At 60.2% G+C, this 17,556-nt stretch carries 13 protein-coding genes; 12 read left to right on the top strand and 1 reads right to left on the bottom strand.

Annotation, left to right across the window (positions count from 1 at the left end):
* The first annotated feature begins 131 nt into the window (after positions 1-131).
* Together HSW_RS06720 and HSW_RS06715 are read left to right on the top strand one after the other, a co-directional pair.
* Positions 132-1,070, top strand: coding sequence for a DUF808 domain-containing protein (locus HSW_RS06720; RefSeq protein WP_044001321.1), 939 nt, complete (start codon positions 132-134; stop codon positions 1,068-1,070).
* A gap of 265 nt (positions 1,071-1,335) precedes the next feature.
* The gene (locus tag HSW_RS06715; RefSeq protein ID WP_044001320.1) at positions 1,336-2,541 is read left to right on the top strand and encodes an acetate/propionate family kinase; all 1,206 of its coding nucleotides are present in this window, start codon (positions 1,336-1,338) and stop codon (positions 2,539-2,541) included.
* On the opposite strand, the gene HSW_RS06710 is transcribed toward HSW_RS06715, so the two are convergent.
* Entirely contained in the window at positions 2,535-3,149 is a 615-nt protein-coding gene (locus HSW_RS06710; RefSeq protein ID WP_044001319.1) for a hypothetical protein, read from the bottom strand. The two genes, HSW_RS06715 and HSW_RS06710, sit on opposite strands and share 7 nt — an antisense overlap.
* Before the next feature lie 161 nt (positions 3,150-3,310).
* Here HSW_RS06710 and HSW_RS06705 point away from each other — a divergent pair, with 161 nt between their 5' ends.
* From HSW_RS06705 to preA, 10 genes are all read left to right on the top strand, one after another.
* Positions 3,311-5,380: a hypothetical protein gene (locus HSW_RS06705; RefSeq protein ID WP_044001318.1), complete on the top strand. Its 2,070-nt coding sequence runs from the start codon at positions 3,311-3,313 to the stop codon at positions 5,378-5,380.
* Between the two features lie 255 nt (positions 5,381-5,635).
* Positions 5,636-6,037 (top strand): hypothetical protein, encoded by a 402-nt coding sequence (locus HSW_RS06700; RefSeq protein ID WP_044001317.1) that lies wholly within the window; start codon positions 5,636-5,638, stop codon positions 6,035-6,037.
* Positions 6,038-6,088: 51 nt separating this feature from the next.
* Positions 6,089-7,033: a pseudouridine synthase gene (locus HSW_RS23745; RefSeq protein ID WP_081768573.1), complete on the top strand. Its 945-nt coding sequence runs from the start codon at positions 6,089-6,091 to the stop codon at positions 7,031-7,033.
* The gene (locus tag HSW_RS06690) at positions 7,033-7,998 is read left to right on the top strand and encodes an alpha/beta hydrolase (protein ID WP_044001316.1); all 966 of its coding nucleotides are present in this window, start codon (positions 7,033-7,035) and stop codon (positions 7,996-7,998) included. Before HSW_RS23745 ends, HSW_RS06690 begins: the two co-directional genes overlap by 1 nt.
* Before the next feature lie 239 nt (positions 7,999-8,237).
* Positions 8,238-9,710, top strand: a complete 1,473-nt coding sequence (locus HSW_RS06685) for a CoA-acylating methylmalonate-semialdehyde dehydrogenase (RefSeq protein ID WP_044001315.1) — start codon at positions 8,238-8,240, stop codon at positions 9,708-9,710.
* A gap of 466 nt (positions 9,711-10,176) precedes the next feature.
* Positions 10,177-11,529, top strand: coding sequence for an aminotransferase class III-fold pyridoxal phosphate-dependent enzyme (locus tag HSW_RS06680; protein WP_044001314.1), 1,353 nt, complete (start codon positions 10,177-10,179; stop codon positions 11,527-11,529).
* Positions 11,530-11,667: 138 nt separating this feature from the next.
* Positions 11,668-13,044, top strand: coding sequence for a dihydropyrimidinase (gene hydA, locus HSW_RS06675; RefSeq protein WP_044001313.1), 1,377 nt, complete (start codon positions 11,668-11,670; stop codon positions 13,042-13,044).
* A 40-nt stretch (positions 13,045-13,084) separates the two neighbouring features.
* Complete coding sequence (locus HSW_RS06670; RefSeq protein WP_231501363.1) at positions 13,085-13,951, top strand: nitrilase-related carbon-nitrogen hydrolase; 867 nt, start codon at positions 13,085-13,087, stop codon at positions 13,949-13,951.
* Between the two features lie 92 nt (positions 13,952-14,043).
* On the top strand, positions 14,044-15,369 hold the full coding sequence (locus tag HSW_RS06665) for an FAD-dependent oxidoreductase (RefSeq protein ID WP_044001311.1): 1,326 nt from the start codon (positions 14,044-14,046) through the stop codon (positions 15,367-15,369).
* A gap of 348 nt (positions 15,370-15,717) precedes the next feature.
* Positions 15,718-17,106, top strand: a complete 1,389-nt coding sequence (gene preA, locus HSW_RS06660) for an NAD-dependent dihydropyrimidine dehydrogenase subunit PreA (RefSeq protein WP_081768572.1) — start codon at positions 15,718-15,720, stop codon at positions 17,104-17,106.
* The last annotated feature ends 450 nt before the right edge of the window (positions 17,107-17,556 follow it).

The following is a 17,556-nucleotide window of genomic DNA, read 5'->3' as shown; positions in this document are numbered from 1 at the left end:
CCTATTGAGCTTCGGCTCTGGGCCTGTAGCCAACGTACAGCTGCTCCGGATACCTTTGCAGCAGCCTGCTGCCCGATAACCCGGGCCGGCTGCACACTTGCAACACTGCTTTTTTCACCCAACCAACCTACATGGCCTCCGGACTTTTTGCCTTACTAGATGATATTTCGGCTTTAGTGAAAGTCAGTGCCGCCAGCTTGGACGATGTGCCGGCGCAGGTAGCCAAAACTACCGGCAAGGTGTCGGGCATCGTGATTGACGATACGGCCGTGACCCCCAAGTATGTGGTCGGCCTCGACCCCAGCCGGGAGCTGTCTATCATCTACCAGATTGCCAAAAAGTCGCTGTTCAACAAGCTGTTGATTCTGACGCCGGCGGCGCTGGTGCTGGGCTACTTTGCGCCCTGGGCCATCACGCCTATTCTGATGCTAGGCGGGGCCTATCTGTGCTATGAAGGCTACGAAAAGGTGCATTCCCTGTTCAGCAAGCACCCCGAGGCCCACGCGGAAACCGAGCAGCTGGAAACCATTACGCCGGAGGAGCTGGAGCAGCAGCGCGTGGCCGGTGCCGTCCGCACCGACATCATTCTGTCGGCCGAAATCATGGCCATTGCCTACAGCCAGGTAACCGACCAGCCCATCGTGAACCAAATTGTAGTGATGCTGGCCGTGGCGGTGTTTATCACGGTGGCCGTGTACGGCTTCGTGGGGTTGATTGTAAAGGCCGACGACATCGGCCTGCACCTGGCCGAGGGCGACAACAGCGCGGCCACCAAGAGCTTCGGCCGCGGCCTCGTGAAGTTCATGCCGAAGTTTCTCAGCATCCTGAGCTACGTGGGCACCGCCGCCATGCTGTGGGTGGGCTTTGAAATCATTGCCCACGGCATCCCGTTCACCGCGCACCTGCTGCACGAACTGGAACTGGCCCTGGCTTCCACGCCGGCCCTGGCCTGGCTGGCTAAAGTAGTGGCCTGCGGCCTGGGCGGTCTGGTGGTTGGCTTCGTGGTTGACCAGATAGTACGACTGGTGAAGAAGCTGATGCCCGCCAAGAAGGAGTCGGCGGCACACTAGATTTAGGGCTAGAAGCTAGTTCCCCTCCTTGGAAAGGAGGGGTTAGGGGTGGTTGATGCTGGTAGAACGAATTATATAGCTAGTTCTAAAAACTGTTCTAACGCAAGGTCAACCACCCCTAACCCCTCCTTTCCAAGGAGGGGAACTAGTTTTTTAGCTTTAATCCTTGTTTTCCACAACTTAGGTTAACCAGACCACTTCGCTGAGCTTACCGAAGTACGACAGTCCTGTGTTCTGCAGCTCCGATTCCCCCCTGTCACTCCCCATGCACATCTTCGTCATCAACTCCGGCAGCAGCTCGCTGAAGTACCAACTGTTTCGCTGGCCGCAGGAGCAGCCGCTGGCCCGCGGGCTGGTGGAGCGCATCGGCCTGCCCGAGGGCCAGCTCACGCACACCACCCTGCTGCCCGACGGCCAGGAGCACACCGTGCGCCACACCCTGCCCATCCCCGACCACCGCACCGGCCTGGAGCAGGCCATGCGCCTGCTCACCGACCCCGAAACCGGTGTGCTGCCCGACCCCGCCGACGTGCAGCTGGTGGGCCACCGTGCCGTGCACGGCGGTGAGGAATTCCGGGAGCCGACGCTGGTGACGGCCGAGGTGAAGGCCCGCATCCGGGAGCTGTTTCCGCTGGCCCCGCTGCACAACCCGGCCAATCTGCTGGGTATGGAGGTGGCCGAGCAGCTGTTTCCGCAGGCCCGGCAAGTGGCAGTGTTCGACACGGCGTTTCATAGCACGCTGCCGCCCCACGCCTACCGCTTCGCGCTGCCCGAGGAGCTGTACACCAAGCACGGGCTGCGCGCCTACGGCTTCCACGGCACCAGTCATCAGTTCGTAAGCCAGGAAACCCTACGCTACCTGGGCCAACCCGACGCTCGCGTGATTACGGTGCACCTGGGCAACGGCTGCAGCATGACCGCCACCGTGGCCGGCCGCGCCGTGGATACCAGCATGGGCTTCGGCCCCATGAACGGGCTGGTGATGGGCACCCGCGCCGGCGACACCGACCAAGCCATCATTTTCCACTTGGTCGAGCAGCTGGGCTACTCGCTCGACGACGTGAAGAACCTGCTCAACAAGGAAAGCGGCATGCTCGGCCTCACCGGCCACAGCGACATGCGCGACATCACGCGCCAACTTAACGAAGGCGACCCGCGCGCCCGCCTCGCCTACGACCTCTACGCCTACCGCATCAAGAAGTACCTCGGCGCCTTCCTGGCCGCCCTCAACGGCGCCGAAGCCATCGTCTTTACGGGTGGCGTGGGCGAAAACGACGCGCTGGTGCGCCAGCTGGTGTGCGCCAACCTGGACTTCCTAGGCATCCAGCTCGATGATACTGAAAACGCCCGCCGCGCCCCTGGTATCCGCGACTTATCAGCAGCCGGCAGCCGCGTGCGGGTACTGGTGGTGCCCACCAACGAGGAGCTGGAAATTGCGCGGCTGTGCGCGGAAATGGAAGTTGATCAGTAGTTAGCCGGAAAACACTGAGGGCCAATGGCACCTCCACCATATTCCAGCACTAATTCATCGGACTGGATAATATGCGTGCAACCGCGTGCGTATTGTTCCCGAAGGCTGTTCGAAATTGGCTTGCTGAAAACATTGAACGAATACATGCCCATACCGCTTCTCTTGAAGCCCAAAACGGCTGGCTCACCATTCTGAATAGCAATACAATCAGCAGCCTCCAGCTTTTCCTGAAGCTGTTGAATTGCGGCCTCGCTCCAACCTAGACTGACGACCAAGCTGTCGAGTTGAAGTTTGGAGGTGCTGGCCCAAGCCAAACTATATGTGGGGTTTTGCTTAGGCCCTTCCTGCACCACTATCCGCTGGATATCACCGTACTCAAACTCCACTTCGACCTGCTTACCAGCTGGCACCATAGTCGAATAATGACGAATAACACCTTGTATGGCCTGTCGATACTTTGCGTAGCTGCTTACCAGCTCCTGACGAGTGTGATTCTTATCGGCTCCTCCCAATGTGTCGGCAATCATAAAAACATAGCCCACGCATGCAGCGAATATGATAACTATACTCACGCTGAATCCGATCAGAATTTTTAGTGCAGTGCTCATGACGAAACGATAAATAGGTTTATCTACAAAGCTTACATATAATTCTAAACCCAACCACCCTCCTCCCGCAACCTACTACCTTCGCTACCCGGCCCCGGCGCGCGGCGCAACTATGGGCGCGGATTTGGGGTTTTTAGGTTCACACTGATTTCTGTCGGCTTTTGCTGTTATCTGCTTCTCCCTGGTTTATTGCGCTATGCCTGCTGGTAGGGCTGGGCTACGCGGCCCTGCTGTACTCGGCCAAAGCTCCGTGGAGCCGGAGCGTGAACTACGCGCTGGCGGCCGTGCGCTTCGCGGTGGTGAGCTTCCTGTGCTTTCTGCTCCTGTCGCCCTTCCTCAAAACCACCACCACTACCACCCGCAAACCCACCATCGTGCTGGCTGTGGACAACTCGCAGTCGGTGGGGCTGTTTACGCCGCCTGCGGTGCTCAGCCAGGCCACTCAGGGCCTCACGAAGCTAGCCGCAACCCTGCGCGGCCAGGGCTTCGAGGTGGAAACCCGTGCCCTCACGTCGGGCCCAGCCCCGCGGCCCGACTCGGTGCAGTTCCGGGCCGCGGCCACCGACCTCGACGGGCTGCTCAGCAGCATCGGGGAAGGCTACGAGGGCCGCAACCTGGCGGGTGTGGTGCTGCTCTCCGACGGGCTGGTAAACCAAGGCCGCGCCCCGCAGTTCACCGATTACCGCTTCCCGCTTTATGCCGTGGGCGTGGGCGACACCATCCCGAAGAAGGACGTGAGCCTGCCGGCCCTGGCCTACAACCGCGTGGCCTTCAGCGGCAATCAGTTCCCCATTGAGGCTGAAATTGGGTACGATGGGTACGCGGGCAGCACGGCCACGGTGCAGGTGCGCGAAAACGGCCGGGTGCTGCAAACCCGACAGGTGCGCCTGCCGGCTGGTCAGCGCCGGGTGAAAACCACCTTTCTGCTCACGGCCCCAGCCCCCGGCAAGCGGCGCTACGAAGTGACGGTAGACAAGCTCCCGGGTGAGTTTACCCTGCTCAACAACCGCAAATTCGCTTACCTCGACGTGGTGAAGGGCAAGCTGCGGGTGCTGCTGGCCGGCGCGGCTCCGCACCCCGACCTGAAAGCCCTGCGCGCTGCCATCCTGCAGAATGGTAACTTTGACCTCACCACCTACCTGCCCGGCATCAGTCCGCTTCAACGTCAGGATTTCGATGTGGCCATTCTGCACCAGCTGCCGGCCGCGGGCGGCATGGGGGCCGAGGTGCTGGCCCAGGTGCAGGCCCGCCGCGTACCGGTGCTGTACGTGCTGGGCGCGCAAACCAACTTCGGGGCTTACAACGCCCTCGGCACCGGCCTCACCGTGACGCCCCGGGGCAGCCAGACCGACGACGTGACGCCCGTGCCCAACCCCGTTTTCACCCGGTTTTCGTTTGAGGAAGATGCGCTGCGGCGGTTTCTGGCCTATCCGCCCGCGCCGGTACCCTTCGGGGAGGCGCGCCTCAGCGGCGGGGCCGAAGCCGCGCTGTGGCAGCAGGTGGGCCGCCTGAAAACGCAGAAGCCGCTGCTGGTCTTCGGGGGCACGCCCGCCCGGCGGCAGGCCACGCTGCTCACCGAAGGCAGCTGGCAGTGGCGCCTGCAGGAAGCCGTGGAGCACGACGACCGGCCCGAAGCCTACGACCGGCTGGTGCTGCGGACCCTGCAGCTGCTCACCCAGAACGCCAACCGCAAGCGCCTTGACGTGTACCCGACCCAGGACGCCTTCAACGCCCAGGACGACGTGACCTTCGGGGCCGAAACCTACAACGCCATCTTCGAGCGTACCTACGGCCAGCCCCTCACCCTCACACTCACCGACCAGCAGCAGAAACCTCGCACCTTCACCTATACCACCACCGAGGATGGCGCGCCGTTGCACCTGGGGCCGCTGCCGGCCGGCCTCTACCGCTACGTGGCCCGCGCCACCCTGGGCGGCCAGCCCCAGCAGGATCAGGGCGAAGTGCTGGTGCAGGAGCTGCAGCTGGAAGCCACCCAGTCGCGCGCCGACCACAACCTGCTGTTCCAAATGGCGCGCCGCAACGGGCAGCGGCTGTACTTCCCGCAGCAGCTGGAGCAGCTGGCCCGGGACATTCAGCAGGCCAACTACAAGCCCATCATCTATGAGCAGGAAGATCTGAAAGACCTTATTAACCTGAAATGGCTGTTTTTCCTGCTGCTGGGGCTGATGACAGTGGAATGGGCCACCCGCAAGTACTCCGGCGGCGTGTAGGCGTAAAGCCGAACAACAAAATGTCATTCCGAGTGCAGCGAGGAATCTTGCATGCTGACGTTGCCAAGTGTGGCGCTGATGAATTAAAAAAGAACGTCATGCTGAGCGGAGCCGAAGCATGATAGACACGCTCTGATTCCGCTCTGCCTGTCGTTTCCCTGGCTCCTTACCCGACTCGTGCAGCTTAGCTGCCAGCATACTTTTGCTGCTTTCTGAGCGGCCTCAACAACCAGATTTCATCTTGCTTTTACTTCCATGAAGCGTTTTTCCTTTCCCCTGCTTACTGCCACGCTATTGCTGCTAGGCTGCGCCAAATCACCGGAGAAGCTGCGGGAGCTGGCGGTGCAGGATTTTGTGCGCGACCGGGTGTCAGACCCCAAAAACTACTTCCCCGGCAAGTTCCGCTACCAGCCCTACACCCGCCGCGACTCGCTGCTGTACCTGGCCCAACTGGCCCGCATCAACGGGCAGCCCGCACCGCCCGCCCCTACCCCTGCCGATTCGGTGCGCATCGGCACACTGGTGTACCACGATTACCGGGACGAAATGCGCAACGGCGTGAAGGTGGTGGACAGCGGCGAATACGTGGTGCGCCCCAACGGCGTAGTGCGCATGCTCATTGCTGAAAGCATCCGGCTGAAACGGCTGCCAAAGTAACCGTACCTTTGCCGTCTACTTTTTTGCTGGGCGGCAACGCTCATGATTCGCATGCGCTACGTTCTGCTCAACAAACCCTACGAAGTCCTCACCCAGTTTACCGACGAAACCGGCCGGCAAACCCTTAAGGATTTCGTGGATGTTCCAAACATCTACCCCGTCGGCCGCCTCGATTACGACTCCGAAGGCCTGGTGCTGCTCACCGATGACAAACAGCTCCAGCACCGCCTGTCGGAGCCCCGCTTCAAAGTGCCGAAAACCTACTGGGTGCAGGTAGAAGGCGTACCCACCGAGGAGGCCCTGGAAAACCTGCGGCGCGGTGTGGACCTGAAAACCGGTTTCACCAGCCCCGCTGAGGTGGAACTGCTGCCCGACGCGCCCCAACTCTGGGAACGGAGCAAGCCAGTGCGTTTCCGGGCCGCCATTCCCACCAGTTGGGTCCAGATCCGGATTTCGCAGGGCATGAACCGGCAGGTGCGCAAGATGACGGCGGCCGTGGGCTTCCCCACCTTGCGCCTGGTGCGCGTGCAGCTGGCCGACCTGCAAGTGGCCGACCTCCAGCCCGGCCAGTGGCGCGAGCTGACGGAAAAGGAAGTAGCCGCCCTCACCGAGGACATGGCCGCCCAAACGGCCGCCGCCGGCACCTTCAAAACGCCCAATAAAGGCTCCGAGTACTGGCCCGGCGGCATCCGGCCAGCCAACGCCAAACCGGCTCCCACGGGCGGCTTCAACCGCAGCAACTCCGCCAAACCCGCCCCCGAAGGCACCAAACGCGCCGCCGGCAGCCGGGGCGCGGGCCGCACGGCGGGCACGGGCTTCTTCACGCCCAAGCCGGCCGGTGGCAAAAGCGGCGGCCGGCCCGCGGCAACGGGTGGCGCGGGTCGCAAGCCCGGAGCCAAGCCGGCCGGGCGGGGCCCGGCCGCGCCGGGTGGGCGCCCAAGCAGCCCTGGCCGCAAATCCGGCCCGACGGGTGGCAAACGCCCCGGGCGCGGCTAATGCGTAGCCAACCACTCTTCCGCTACGGCCGCCGCACCCTCGTGCTGGCGGCCGTGGTGTTTGCGGGCCTGAACGTGGTAGCCGCCTTCCATGCCTGGCGCTTCACGCATTTCACCACGGAGGCCGGGACGCATACCGATAACCCCGAGCAGCTGACGCCCGGGCAAAAGCTGTGGGTGCTGCTCACCGGCATCGAAAACCCCAAGCCCGTCAACCGGCAGCGGCCCGCGTTTCCGTACGCCACGCTACACCTGCACAGCCCTAACGGCCGTCTGGAGTGCTGGTACGGGCCGTTAGCGCACCCGCGCGGCACGGTAGCACTGTTTCATGGCTACACCAGCTCTAAAGGCAAGCTCCTGACGGAAGCCGCGCATTTCCGTCGCCTCGGCTACAGCATACTGCTCACCGATTTTGCCGGCAACGGCGGCTCCGCGGGCAATGTGTGCACCGTAGGCCACCACGAAGCGGCTGACGTAGCCACGGTAGTGCGCTGGCTGCAGCGCCGGGGCGGCCCGGTGTTCGTGTACGCCAACTCCATGGGGGCCGTGGCTACGTTGCGGGCCGAGGCCGAGTTGGGCGTCCGGCCAACGGCTAACGTGCTGGAATGTCCATACGGCTCCATGCTGGAAACCGCGCAGAGCCGCTTCCGCTCCATGCACGTGCCTTCCTTCCCGATGGCCAACCTGCTGGTATTCTGGGGCGGTATAGAAAACGACTTCTGGGCCTTCGACCTCGACGCTACCCGCTATGCCGCCCACGTCACCACGCCCACCCTGCTGCTGTGGGGTGAGGCTGACCCACGCGTCACCCGCGCCGAAACCGATGCCATTTTCGCGGCCCTGGCCGGCTCTAAACGGCGGCAGGATTTCGCACGCTCCGGCCACGAGCCGTACTGGCGACGGCACAGAGCCTTGTGGGAACAAACCATCCGAAATTTCCTACCGCGCACCACCAACCTGCAATAGCACTATTCCGCCCAGCCCCAACAGGCATTAAAGCTTGTCGATCAACCAGTCGGTGGTGTTGGGGTGCTCGGGCTTGCTTAGCGCAGCGTAGTATGTTATCAAACTACTCCGCTATGTGCAGCCTATTTTTCAGCTGCTTATAAAGTGGTATATTTCTTTTGGAAGAGTATAAAATTCCAGTGGTCCGTAGGTTGTTCTGGAAAAAGCCATTACTTGCGGACACTTAACAATTCCGTAACATGGAGGCAGAAACTGTAAAATACCCGGTTGTCCGCAACTACGTCGCCGGTCAGTTTGTCGATACCGAAACTGCCAACACTCTCTCGGTGGAGAGCCCCCTGACGGGTGAGGTGCTGGCCGAAATGCCACTTTCGGGCGCGGTGGCACTGGATACGGCCGTCCAGGCGGCCACAGCGGCATTCCCGGCCTGGTCGGCCACGCCGATTAAGGAGCGGGTACAGGTATTTTACCGCTACAAAGCCCTGCTGGAGCGGCACATGGCCGAGCTATCGGAGCTGGTGCACCAGGAAAACGGCAAGACGCTGGATGAGGCCCGGGCGGAAGTGGAAAAAGCTATTGAGCTAACCGAATTTGCCTGCTCCCTGCCGCAGCTGGTTGCGGGCGAGGTAATGGAAGTCAGCAAAGGCGTAGAATGCCGCATCGAGAAGCGGCCGTTGGGCGTGGTGGCCTCTATTGCCCCGTTCAACTTCCCCAACATGGTGCCGCACTGGACCATCCCGAACGCTCTTGTGTTAGGCAATTGCATGATCCTAAAGCCTTCGGAATTAGTGCCGCTGAGTGCTATGCGCATCGCGGAGCTGCTGAAAGAAGCCGGCCTCCCCGACGGCGTGCTCAATGTGGTGAATGGCGACAGGGAAATCGTGGAAGCCATCTGCGATCATCCCGCTATTCAGGCCGTGTCGTTTGTGGGCTCCACGCGCATTGCCCAGGTGGTGTACCGCCGGGCCACCGCCAACCTGAAGCGGTGCGTGGCCCTTGGCGGCGCTAAAAATCACCTGCTGGTGTTGCCCGATGCCCACGCGGATATGACGGCTTCCAACGTGGCCGCCTCCATGTCGGGGTGCGCGGGGCAGCGGTGCATGGCGGGCTCAGCTATGGTGGCCGTGGGCTCCGTAGACCACATCATCAGCAAGCTGGTGGAAGAAGCCCGCAAGATTGTGCCCGGCCAGAACCTGGGCTCCGTTATAAGCCGGCAGGCCAAGGAGCGGATTGAACGCTACATCACCGAAGCCGAGCAGGCCGGCGCCACCGTATTGCTGGATGGCCGCAACCCCACCGTAGCAGGCCACGAAAACGGCTACTACGTGGGCCCCACCGTCATCGACTACGTGACGCCCGATATGGCTATTGCCAGTGAGGAAGTCTTCGGGCCGGTACTGGCCATTATGCGCACCAACACGCTGGAGGAGGCGCTATGCATTGAAAACGCCTCCAATTATGGTAACGCCGCCGCTGTGTTTACTCAAAGCGGCGGTCTGGCCCGCTACGTGATGGAAAACGCCTCGGCCGGCATGATTGGCGTAAATATCGGCGTGCCCGTGCCCCGGGAGCCATTCTCCTTCGGCGGCTGGAACGAGTCGAAATTCGGGGCCTGCGACATCACCGGCAAAAGCTCCATCGAATTCTGGACCCAGATGAAGAAAGTAACCACCAAGTGGAACCCCGAGTCGCGCACCAACTGGATGAGCTAGGATGAATAGTACGCGTTGGCACACCAGCATTTTTGCTACGGTCTGCTTACTTTCATCGGGTTGCTTTGGCCTGTTCGATAACGGCACTGACCATGTTGTAGATAACTATGATGTTACTTGGATAGACTTGCATGCACACCGTGCCCTTTATAATACAGAAGAAATAGTACCGGCTTATGTGGCTGCCGTAGGCTATAATTCAGAATACCTATTTGCAAAACAGCACCCAGTAGCCGGTGAATTCGACAGTGAAGTTCTGGAGTCAATAACGCACTACTATCTTATCAAATGAACGAAAAGCGACTCCCAAAATCAGCCGGTTTACGGGCCATTGACGGAGGAAGCCTTCAACCGGCTGTGCAGTAAACTAGGCGTACAAGAAGTCACATTCAGCACCCATTACCCTGAGAATATTTAGCCATATTTTTCCGGAAGCACTCTCAATCTAGCCACGCCCTCATGCCCTATGGAAACCACCTTCGACACAGATAAGCAGCAGATTCTGCAGGACAACCTCGACCACACGCTGTTTTCGTGGTCGAAGCAGGCGGGGCTGAACCCAATTAGCGCGGGACGGGCCGAAGGCGTGTACCTCTGGGACCGGGACGGCAAGCGCTACATCGACTTTTCCTCGCAGCTGATGAACGTGAACATCGGCCACGGCAACCAGAAGGTAACCGAGGCCGTGGCCGCCCAAATGCGGGAGCTGAGCTACGTGTACCCCGGCATGATTACCAAGGCCCGCGGCGACTTGGGCCGCCGCCTGGCCGACATCACCGCGCCCAATCTCACCAAAGCCTTTTTCACTCTGGGCGGGGCCGAGGCCATTGAAAATGCCGTGAAGCTGGCCCGCGTGTACACCGGCCGCCACAAGATTGTGTCGCTGTACCAGTCGTTTCACGGCGCGTCGTACGGGGCCATCAGCGTGGGCGGCGACCCGCGCAAATTCGCCGTCGACTCGCAGGCTATGCCTGGCACGGTGCACGTTGAAAACCCCTATTTCTACCGTTGCCCCTGGTATAGCAGCACGCCCGAGGAATGCGCCGAGCGAGCTGCCGCCGCCATGGAACGCATCATCGGCTACGAGAATCCAGGCAGCGTGGCGGCCGTTATCCTAGAGGGAGAATCGGGCACCTCAGGCTGCATTAAGTATCCGCCCAGCTACTGGCAGCGGGTGCGCGAAATCTGCGACAAACACGGCATTCTGCTCATTGCCGACGAAGTAATGTCGGGCTTCGGGCGCACTGGCAAGTGGTTCGGCTCCGACCACCACGGCGTGAAAGTGGATCTAATGTGCATGGCCAAGGGCATCACGGCCGGCTACCTGCCCCTGGGCGCAGTGATGGTGGATGAGCAGATTGCCCACTACTTCGATGAGCGGCCGTTACCGCTGGGTCTCACCTACTCGGCTCACCCCGTATCCTGCGCCGCCGCCGTGGCCGTGCTCGATATCTACGAGGAAGAAAACATGCTGGAGAATGTGCGGGAGCTGGGCCGCTACCTGGATGCCCGCATCTGCGACCTGATGGGTGAGCACCCCAGCATCGGCGACTGGCGCAATACAGGCCTTTTCGGCTGCCTGGAGCTGGTGAAGAACCGGGACACCAGAGAGCCCATGGCCCCCTGGAACGCCGCTCCCTCACAAATGGAAGTTATGAACCAGGTGGCGGCCAAAATCCGGGAGCTGGGCATGTACACTTTTGTGCGCTGGAACTACATTTTCATTGCCCCACCCCTCAACATCACCCGCGACGAGCTGGATGAAGGTCTGGCCATCATCAGCGAAGCCCTGCGCATAGCCGACGCCCACACCTACTAGGCGTTGCTCCTATTTTCTGCCTGGTTTTCCGGCTCGTCAGCAGGCGAGTTCAGCTATTCTTTTTGCTTTTGCAACGCGGTTTTTGCCCGGCAATTCGTATCTTTTTTCCTTGCAATACACTAATAATCAAACGTTTTGATGGCGACTCTACTGGTAAAAAACGGCCGGGTAATAACTGCTGACTCCGACAGCGTGTGCGACATTCTGGTGGAGGGCGAAATCATTGTGGCCATCGGCAAAAATCTGTCGGTGCAGGCCGATGAAACCATTGATGCTACCGGCAAGCTGGTAATGCCCGGCGGCATCGATCCGCATGTACACCTGGATATGCCATTCATGGGTACCTTCAGCTCCGACACGCACGAAACCGGCACCCGCGCCGCCCTGCACGGCGGCACCACTACGGTTATTGACTTTGTGTTGCAGAAGCAGGGCCACAGCCTGCGGGAGGCGCTTACCGAATGGCAAGGCCGGGCCACCGGTACAGCGGTGGGCGACTACTCCTTCCACATGGCCGTCACGGATTTCAACCCGAGCACCAAGGAGGAAATCAAGGATATGGTGGTTGAGGGCATTACGTCCTTTAAAACCTTCATGGCCTACAAGGGCGCGCTTATGATTGACGACGCGCAGATGGTGGGCCTGATGCAGGAGGTGAAGAAGCACGGCGGCCTGGTGACGGCTCACGCCACCAACGGCGACCTGATTGACACGCTCATTGCCCAGCACCGCGCCGCTGGCAAGCTCACGCCCCGCTACCACTACCTCTCCCAGCCCGAAGTAACCGAAGCCGAAGCTTCCGGCCGCTTCTGTGATATTGCCAACTACACGGGCGTGCATGCCTACATCGTGCACCTCACCTGCGAGGGCGCGCTCAACCAGGTACGCCGCGCCACCGAGCGAAACCAGCGCGTGCTGGTGGAAACCTGCATTCAGTATCTGCTCCTCGACGCTTCAGTGTACCGGGATGATTTTGAGGGGGCCAAGTGGGTGATGTCGCCGCCGTTACGGGAGAAAAAAGACCAGGATACGCTTTGGGCCGGCATCAACCAAGGCCTGGTACAGGTAGTAGGCACCGACCATTGCCCGTTTATGTTGGAGCAGAAACAACTAGGGGCCGACGACTTCTCCCGGATTCCAAACGGGCACCCGGCCATTGAGCACCGCATGGAGCTGCTGTTTTCGGAAGGCGTGATGCAGGGCCGCATCAGCCCACAGAAGTTCGTGGAAGTGACCAGCACCAACGCGGCCAAAATCTTCGGCATGTTTCCGCGCAAAGGCACCATCAGCATCGGGGCAGACGCGGATCTGGTGCTATTCGACCCCAAAAAGAAGCACACCATTTCGGCCGAAACCCACCACATGAACGTCGACTACTCGGCCTACGAAGGCCGCGAGCTGACCGGTAAAATCACCACCGTACTGCTGCGCGGCCAGGTGGCCGTGGACGCTGGCGAAACCAAGGTTGAGCGCGGCTATGGGCAGTTTATCCGGCGTGGACCGGTAAAGTTCTGACGTCAGCGAGAAATCCTATCCAAAAACAACCCCGAACAACATGCCCAGAATAATTAAATCCGGCCTGATTCAGATGAGTCTGCCGCTGACAGAAGGTGAAGGCAGCATCGAGGAAATCAAGGAAGCCATGGTACAGAAGCACCTGCCGCTGATTGAGGAAGCCGGCCGCCAGGGCGTGCAGATTCTGTGTCTGCAGGAAATCTTCAACACACCCTACTTCTGTCCGGGTCAGGACAAGGCCTGGTACGCTTCCGCCGAATCGGTGCCCGGCCCCACCACGGAGCGCATGGCCGAGTATGCCCGGAAGTATAACATGGTGATGATTGTGCCCGTGTACGAACGGGAGTCGGCGGGCTTCTTGTACAACACTGCCGCCGTTATTGATGCCGACGGCACCTACCTGGGCAAGTACCGCAAGAATCATATTCCGCACACTTCGGGGTTCTGGGAGAAGTTCTTCTTCAAGCCCGGCAACCTGGGCTACCCCGTGTTCCAGACCAAATACGCTAAAGTAGGCGTGTACATCTGTTACGACCGGCACTTCCCCGATGGGGCCCGCGTGCTGGGCCTGAACGGGGCGGAAATCGTGTATAATCCTTCGGCTACCGTGGCGGGCCTCTCGCAGTACCTCTGGAAGCTGGAGCAGCCGGCCCACGCGGCGGCCAACGGCTACTTCATGGGCTGCATCAACCGTGTAGGTGAGGAAAAACCCTGGAACCTGGGCAAATTCTACGGTACCAGCTACTTCGTGGACCCGCGCGGCCAGATTCTGGCCCAGGCCTCGGAGGAAAACGACGAGCTGCTCATCACTGAATTTGACTTGGATATGATTGAGGAAGTGCGCAATACCTGGCAGTTCTTCCGCGACCGGCGCCCCGAAACCTACGAGAAGCTGGTGGAGCTGTAAAATAACAGAGGAACCTACTCAGCACGTCATTCTGAGATTCCTCGGCAAGCTCGGAATGACGTGCTAAAACGTATTGCCTTCCCATCAACCTTATGGCCGAATACGCTACCCCTACTACTGAGCAGGAATTTGCTGGGAATTTCGCGCAGCTCAAGCCGCTGATGAGCAACTCGGAGGCCCTGCTGGAAAGCTCCCGCTGCCTGTTCTGCTTTGATGCGCCCTGCATCAAGGCCTGCCCGTCAGGTATTGATATTCCACTGTTCATCCGCCAGATCAACTCCGGCAATGCCACCGGCGCAGCCCGCACCATTTACGAGGCCAATTACTTCGGTAATGCCTGCGGCAAGGTGTGCCCCACGGAAGTACTCTGCGAGGGGTCCTGCGTGTACACGGCCACGGGGGCCAAGCCCATTGAAATCGGGCGGCTGCAGAGCCACGCCACCCGCAAGGTGATGGATCAGGGCAAGGCACTGTTCCAGCCAGGCGCGGCTACCGGGTTTCGGGTGGCGGTGATTGGGGCCGGACCGGCGGGTATTTCCTGCGCCTGCGAGCTGCGCAAGCTGGGCCACGAAGTGGAGGTGTTTGAGGCCCGCAGTCAGCCCTCCGGCCTGACGCTGTACGGCGTGGCGCCCTATAAAATCACCAACGAGGAAACCCTGGCCGAAATGGCGTACCTGGAAGCGCAGTTCGGGTTTCGGGTGCACTACAACCACCCCATCAGCTCCCGCGCCGACTTGGAAAAGCTGGAAAGCGAGTACGCCGCCATCTTCCTGGGCATCGGGCTCGGGCATACGTCGGTTCTAGGCTTGCCAGGCGAGGAGCGGGAAAACTGCGTGGGCGCGGTGGAGTTCATCGAGAAGCTCCGCATTCAGCAGCAGCACACCACCGTGGGCCGACGGGTAATTGTGCTGGGCGGCGGCAACACCGCTATGGACGCGGCCTCCGAATCGGCACGGCTGGGCGCGGAGCGGGTGGTGCTGGCCTACCGGCGCGGCAAGGAGGAAATGGGCGCGTATGCGTTTGAGTACGACCTGGCCAAAGGCGTGGGCGTACAGGGCCTGTTCAACGTGGCTCCGCTGGAAATTGTGGGCAACGGCAAGGTGGAGGGCGTGAAATTCGTGCGCACCGCCACGCGCAACGGGCAGGTGCAACCCGTTCCCGGCTCGGAGTTCGTGGAGCCTTGCGACATGGTGATAAAAGCTACCGGCCAGGCCAAGCAAACCAGCTTCCTCCACCTCATTCCGGAGCTGCAAGTGGATGGCAAAGGCCGCATCCTATTCGCCCCCAACACTGGCCAAACCACCAACCCACGCTACTTCGCCGCCGGCGACGCGGCCAACGGGGGCGCCGAAGTGGTAAACGCCGCCGCCGATGGTAAAGCCGCCGCCCACGGCATTCACCAGTTTTTGATGAAGTAAGAACGTCGCTTCAAGATACCAGCACATCATTCCGTGCTATCAGAACGTCATTCCAAGCATGTGGCGCATCAAGCAAGTGTGTGGAGCCGCAGCCGAGAAATCTCGCGTGCTGACGTTGTGGTGGTAACTGCCATTCCGATGAGAAGAGGAACCTGGCTTGACTGATGTCAGGGTTAACATCTTGACGTCAGCACGCGAAATTCCTCGCAGGCTCGAAATAACGTTCTTTACCCATGACGTGCTGGCGTTTAGTTACCACTGCAACCTCAGCACGCGAGATTCCTCCGATCCGCTGCACTCGGAATGACATTCTAATTAATGACAGTCAACCAGAAACGCCCCTCCTCCATGCCTGACCTCTCCATCAACTTCGCCGGAATTAAGTCGCCCAATCCGTTCTGGCTGGCTTCGGCGCCACCTACCAACTCGGGGTACCAGGTGATGAAGGCCTTTGACGCCGGCTGGGGCGGGGCCGTGTGGAAGACGCTGGGCGTACCCGTGGTAAACGTATCGAGCCGCTACGGCAGCGTGAACTACCGGGATAAGCGCATGATGGGCTTCAACAACATCGAGCTGATTTCAGACCGTCCGCTGGCTGACAATCTGCGCGAGATTGAGGAGGTGAAAAAACGGTTCCCGAATCACGCCGTCATTGCTTCCCTCATGGTACAAAGCCGCCAGGAGTGGCACGACATCGTGCGCGACGTGACCAACGCCGGCTCCGATGGCATTGAGCTGAACTTCGGCTGTCCCCACGGTATGTGCGAGCGGGGCATGGGCTCGGCGGTGGGCCAGGAACCGGCAGTGCTGCAAACCATTGTGGAGTGGGTGATGGAAGTGGCGCGCATTCCGGTTATCGTGAAACTCACGCCCAATATCTCGGACATTACTGAGCCGGCCCTGGCCGCGCGGCGTGGGGGTGCCAACGCCATTTCGCTCATCAACACCATCCAGAGCATTGTGGGCGTGGATCTGGACCTGTTTGCCCCCTACCCCATTGTGGATGGCAAAGGCAGCAACGGCGGCTACTGCGGCCCGGCCGTAAAGCCCATTGCCCTGAACATGGTAAAAAACTGCGCTCAACACCCCGATGTGCAGTTGCCCATTTCCGGCATCGGCGGCATCGAAACCTGGCGCGACGCGGTAGAGCACATTCTGCTCGGGGCCAGCTCGGTGCAGGTGTGCACGGCGGCCATGCACTACGGCTTCGGCATCATCCGGGAAATGACCAGCGGCCTAGAGCAGTACATGACGGAAAAAGGCTTCCATACCATTGACGAAATGGTAGGCCGCGCCCTGCCTAACGTAAAGCACTGGGAAGACCTCAATCTCAAGTATAAAGTCACTGCCAGCATCAACCCCGACAAGTGTATCGGCTGCCAGTTGTGCTACACGGCCTGCGAAGATGGGGCTCATCAGGCCATCCGGCTGCAGCCCAACACGCGCATCCCGAAAATCATCGACGAGAACTGCGTAGGCTGTAACCTGTGTTCCTTGGTGTGTCCCGTGGAGCAGTGCATCACCATGGAGCGCCGCGATGACGGCACCCAGCACCAGACCTGGAAAGAGCGCACCGCCGCCGACGATATTCCCGTCACCTTCAACGATGAGCGCGCCGGCGGCCGGCACCACTGGGTCCCCGAGCCATCAGCGGCGTTGGGTAAGGAGCGGGAGAAAACGTTGCCAGGCAAGGCGCGGCTGTATGAGTCGGCACCGGAGACGCTGCCGGTGGAGTAGATTTTTTCTGCTATTAAAGAGCCTCTGCCCGACCGGTGCAGGGGCTTTCCGCTTATAAAGTGCGCGTCAGTCCTCTGGTAGCTTGCCACGCTTAGACATGACTTCTAAAGCGTTTTTTGATGCAGCGACAAGTGCAAACCACTCTGGAGTAGCTAATGCCTCCGCTTCACTTATGTCCTCTATTTCCTCAGGAGTAGCATTGCAGAAGTTCTCCCACATTTTGTCAACCGTCTCTAATGCCATCCTCTCGGACAACGTGTAAACAGGTTTGCGGAATTGGTAATGCAGCTCGGATTGTAGAGGATGTAAGACTAAATCCGGCCACATGTACATGATTTCAACTACGCCCGGCATCTCGCCTTCTCTATAATGAGCTACCATCCTAACAGATTTCTGATCCGTTGCTCAATAGTCTCTGGTGAAGGCGTATCCATAGGCATGTTCAGAAGT

Origin of the sequence: Hymenobacter swuensis DY53 (assembly GCF_000576555.1) — a bacterium.
GTDB classification, from domain to species: domain Bacteria; phylum Bacteroidota; class Bacteroidia; order Cytophagales; family Hymenobacteraceae; genus Hymenobacter; species Hymenobacter swuensis.
This window is presented reverse-complemented; position numbering and strand designations above follow the sequence as displayed.

Bases quoted from the DNA above. Each gene is read 5' to 3' on its own strand.
- HSW_RS06715 (WP_044001320.1), top strand. From the start codon at position 1,336: ATGCACATCTTCGTCATCAACTCCGGCAGCAGCTCGCTGAAGTACCAA.
- HSW_RS06680 (WP_044001314.1), top strand. From the start codon at position 10,177: ATGGAAACCACCTTCGACACAGATAAGCAGCAGATTCTGCAGGACAAC.
- HSW_RS06710 (WP_044001319.1), bottom strand. From the start codon at position 3,149: ATGAGCACTGCACTAAAAATTCTGATCGGATTCAGCGTGAGTATAGTT.
- HSW_RS06665 (WP_044001311.1), top strand. From the start codon at position 14,044: ATGGCCGAATACGCTACCCCTACTACTGAGCAGGAATTTGCTGGGAAT.
- HSW_RS06720 (WP_044001321.1), top strand. From the start codon at position 132: ATGGCCTCCGGACTTTTTGCCTTACTAGATGATATTTCGGCTTTAGTG.
- preA (WP_081768572.1), top strand. From the start codon at position 15,718: ATGCCTGACCTCTCCATCAACTTCGCCGGAATTAAGTCGCCCAATCCG.
- HSW_RS06700 (WP_044001317.1), top strand. From the start codon at position 5,636: ATGAAGCGTTTTTCCTTTCCCCTGCTTACTGCCACGCTATTGCTGCTA.
- HSW_RS06690 (WP_044001316.1), top strand. From the start codon at position 7,033: ATGCGTAGCCAACCACTCTTCCGCTACGGCCGCCGCACCCTCGTGCTG.
- HSW_RS06685 (WP_044001315.1), top strand. From the start codon at position 8,238: ATGGAGGCAGAAACTGTAAAATACCCGGTTGTCCGCAACTACGTCGCC.
- HSW_RS23745 (WP_081768573.1), top strand. From the start codon at position 6,089: ATGCGCTACGTTCTGCTCAACAAACCCTACGAAGTCCTCACCCAGTTT.
- HSW_RS06670 (WP_231501363.1), top strand. From the start codon at position 13,085: ATGCCCAGAATAATTAAATCCGGCCTGATTCAGATGAGTCTGCCGCTG.
- hydA (WP_044001313.1), top strand. From the start codon at position 11,668: ATGGCGACTCTACTGGTAAAAAACGGCCGGGTAATAACTGCTGACTCC.